Annotated in this window: 5 protein-coding genes; 4 read left to right on the plus strand and 1 reads right to left on the minus strand. The window is 67.8% G+C overall.

Annotated elements, in window-relative coordinates; translation table 11 throughout:
• Positions 1-137 precede the first annotated feature (137 nt).
• Positions 138-281: a hypothetical protein gene (locus NED98_RS23065; protein ID WP_179512678.1), complete on the plus strand. Its 144-nt coding sequence runs from the start codon at positions 138-140 to the stop codon at positions 279-281.
• On the opposite strand, the gene NED98_RS23070 is transcribed toward NED98_RS23065, so the two are convergent.
• Positions 260-931, minus strand: a complete 672-nt coding sequence (locus tag NED98_RS23070) for an RBBP9/YdeN family alpha/beta hydrolase (protein WP_179512677.1) — start codon at positions 929-931, stop codon at positions 260-262. The genes NED98_RS23065 and NED98_RS23070 overlap by 22 nt on opposite strands.
• A 168-nt stretch (positions 932-1,099) precedes the next feature.
• On the opposite strand from NED98_RS23070, the gene NED98_RS23075 reads away from it, so the two are divergent.
• The 3 genes from NED98_RS23075 (at position 1,100) to NED98_RS23085 (ending at position 2,819) form a co-directional block, all read left to right on the plus strand.
• Positions 1,100-1,834, plus strand: a complete 735-nt coding sequence (locus NED98_RS23075; RefSeq protein WP_265272012.1) for a TlyA family RNA methyltransferase — start codon at positions 1,100-1,102, stop codon at positions 1,832-1,834.
• Between the two features lie 188 nt (positions 1,835-2,022).
• Complete coding sequence (locus NED98_RS23080; protein WP_179512675.1) at positions 2,023-2,544, plus strand: TspO/MBR family protein; 522 nt, start codon at positions 2,023-2,025, stop codon at positions 2,542-2,544.
• 23 nt (positions 2,545-2,567) lie between these two features.
• On the plus strand, positions 2,568-2,819 hold the full coding sequence (locus NED98_RS23085; RefSeq protein ID WP_265314680.1) for an accessory factor UbiK family protein: 252 nt from the start codon (positions 2,568-2,570) through the stop codon (positions 2,817-2,819).
• Positions 2,820-2,923 lie beyond the last annotated feature (104 nt).

Raw genomic sequence — 2,923 nt, forward strand, 5'->3', positions numbered from 1 at the left:
CGGCTGCCCGATCGCTTCCAGGATCAGGACAGCCCCAATGCGCAATATGCCGAGGCCGGGCTCGACGCCGACCATATCGTCAATACCGTCCTCAAAACATTGCGGTGGAACCAGACCGGCGCGGTCGGCGCGCTGGCGTGACCGGCTGGACCAAGGTGATCGTTGCGACGGCGCTGATGGCCGTCGCGCTCGGTTGCTTCAATCTCTCGCTGTGGCGTCGGCTGCGCGCGGCGCGGCTGCGGGCCGAGGCCGAGCCGGATCAGTCGGCGCGGGGCGAATAGAGCGTCGTTGCGGCATTCTCGCGCGCAAGGATCGCGCGCGCGTCGCCGGGGGTCAGCGCCTCGCCGCGCGGGCCGCCCGATGCGGTGATCACGCGATCGAGCAATTCCTGCCCCTCGGGCCACCAGCCGAGCCCGCTCGCGGCATTGATATGGCCGTGCGCGCCGAGATCGACGAAATGGCTGCCCCAATCCGCCGCCAGGCTGTGCGCGCGCTCGATCGTGATCCACGGATCGTTGCTCGATGCGACGACGATCGACGGGAAGGGGAGCATCGTCTTGGGGGCAGGGGCGAAGCCGGCGATTTCGTCGGGCACGGTCGCGCGATCGACATCGGCCGGTGCGACGAGCAACGCCCCCGCCACCGGCCAGCCATAGGGTTGCGGGCTCAATGCGGTCCACCAGGCGATCGCGATACAGCCGAGGCTGTGGCCGACGAGGATCACCGGCGCGCGCGCTGCGGCGATCGCCTGGTCGAGCTTGGTCACCCAGGCGTTGCGATGCGGGGTGTTCCACATGCCGAGCTCGATTCGCGCAGTATCGGGGCGCATCTTTTCCCATAATGTCTGCCAGTGCGCCGGGCCCGAGCCGTTGAGCCCCGGCACCGTCAGGATCGTTGGGCGCATGGCAAGATCGGGGGAGAATTGCTCCATCGCCGGCACTCCTCGTCGCTCGGGCGAGGCCGCGGGTTGCCGTATCTAGGGGACAGCGACTCCGCGACCTCGTGCCCAACTTATTTCCTACTAAAATGATAGGCAATAGGCGGCGCGCCCGATGGAAGACGGCTTGCGACGAACCGATCGGCGCGCGATAGCGCGGGGATGGCGAAGGTGCGCGCGGATCAATTGCTGGTCGATCGAGGGCTGGCCGAATCGCGCACCCGCGCGCAGGCGCTGATCATGGCGGGGCTCGTGTTCACCGCCGACCGCAAGGTCGAGAAGCCGGGGCAGACGCTGAACGCAGAAGCGGCGCTCGACGTGCGTGGGCGCGATCATCCCTGGGTGTCGCGCGGCGGCATCAAGCTGGCGCACGGCCTCGATCATTTCGCATGGGATGTGACCGGGGCGGTGGCGATCGACGTGGGTTCGTCGACCGGCGGGTTCACTGACGTATTGCTGACGCGCGGCGCGGCGCGGGTCTATGCGGTCGACAGCGGGACCAACCAGCTCGCCTGGAAGCTGCGGCAGGATTCGCGCGTCATCGTCCACGAACAGACCAGCGCGCGGATCCTGACCGCGGCGCAGATTCCCGAGCCGGTCGATCTGATCGTCTGCGACGCCAGCTTCATCTCGCTCGCCAAGGTGCTGGAGGTGCCGCTCGGCTTCGCGGCGCCGGGCGCGCGCGCGCTCGCGCTGATCAAGCCGCAGTTCGAGGCGGGGCGCGACGAAGTGGGCAAGGGCGGGGTGGTGCGCGATCCGGCCGTCCACGCACGCGTCTGTGATACGGTGGCAGCGTGGTTCACCGCACAGGGCTGGCGCGTGCTGGGTATCGAGCGCAGCCCGATCACCGGCCCCGAAGGCAATGTCGAATTCCTGATCGCGGCTGTGCGGGACTGACCCCGGCCGTCCTTCTTTCTCCCCTCCCTTGTTCAAGGGAGGGGAGCGATGTGACGAACGCGTCGACCGACAATGGCACACCGTCCTCGTCAATCATCTGTTTACCTCGTGCGCGCGGCACGGCAGGTTGCGCGCGGGGCAGAACAGGAGGGCTTGTGGGAGGCATTGCGTCAAAGGCGCAGCTGCGGATGTCGTTTCTGCGCTGGGCGGTCGTCACCGTCCCGCTGATCCTGTTGCTCGGGCTGCTTTCGGCACGCAGCGAGCCGGTCGGCGCCGCCAATCCCTGGTATCAGGGACTCGCCAAGCCCGGCTTCACCCCGCCCGATGCGGCTTTCCCGCTGATCTGGATCGCGGTCTATGTCGGGATCGGGCTTGCGCTGGCGATGATCCTTCACGCGCGCGGCGCCCGGGGGCGGGGGCTGGCGGTGGGGTTGTTCGCGCTGCAATTCGCGCTGCATCTGATCTGGCCGCTGTTGTTCTTCGGCGCGCATAATCTGTCAGGGGCGTTGATCGATCTCGTCGCGGCGCTGCTGATCGCGGTGGCGACGGCGGCGCTGTTCGCGCGGATCCGCACCGTCGCGGCGTTGCTGATGCTGCCTTATATCGTGTGGCTGGGGGTGATCGGCGCGCTCACCTGGCGCATCGCCCAGCTCAACCCGCAACAGGAAAGCCTTGTGCCGGGCGCGCATACGTCCCAGGTAATCAACTGAGTTTCAGTGGAAGGCGCAGGTTGATGCAGTCCGAAAACCGGATGTTCGATGATTTCGTGAAGTTGGTGAACGGCGCGGCCGGCACGATCGCCGGGATGGGCCGTGAGGCGCAGGCCGGCGCGCGCGATCGCGCGAAGGAGTGGATCGGCGGGCTCGATTTCGTCAGCCGCGAGGAATTCGAGGTGGTGAAGGCGATGGCCGTCGCGGCGCGCGACGAGGCCGATGCGCTCAAGGCGCGGCTCGACAAGCTCGAGGCGGCACAAAGCAAGGGCTGAGCGCAATCTGCGAAATGCGCCGCGGTGCATTTCGTCTGTGCCGGCCCGCTCCCCCACCCGGCCACCCATCGGGATAGGCTTGTGGGAGGCCGGGTGGGGAGCGG

The organism is Sphingomonas lycopersici, assembly GCF_026130605.1.
Classification (GTDB): domain Bacteria; phylum Pseudomonadota; class Alphaproteobacteria; order Sphingomonadales; family Sphingomonadaceae; genus Sphingomonas; species Sphingomonas lycopersici.

Coding starts and splice junctions, on each gene's coding strand:
- NED98_RS23080 (WP_179512675.1), top strand. CDS start 2,023: ATGTCGTTTCTGCGCTGGGCGGTCGTCACCGTCCCGCTGATCCTGTTG.
- NED98_RS23070 (WP_179512677.1), bottom strand. CDS start 931: ATGGAGCAATTCTCCCCCGATCTTGCCATGCGCCCAACGATCCTGACG.
- NED98_RS23085 (WP_265314680.1), top strand. CDS start 2,568: ATGCAGTCCGAAAACCGGATGTTCGATGATTTCGTGAAGTTGGTGAAC.
- NED98_RS23075 (WP_265272012.1), top strand. CDS start 1,100: ATGGCGAAGGTGCGCGCGGATCAATTGCTGGTCGATCGAGGGCTGGCC.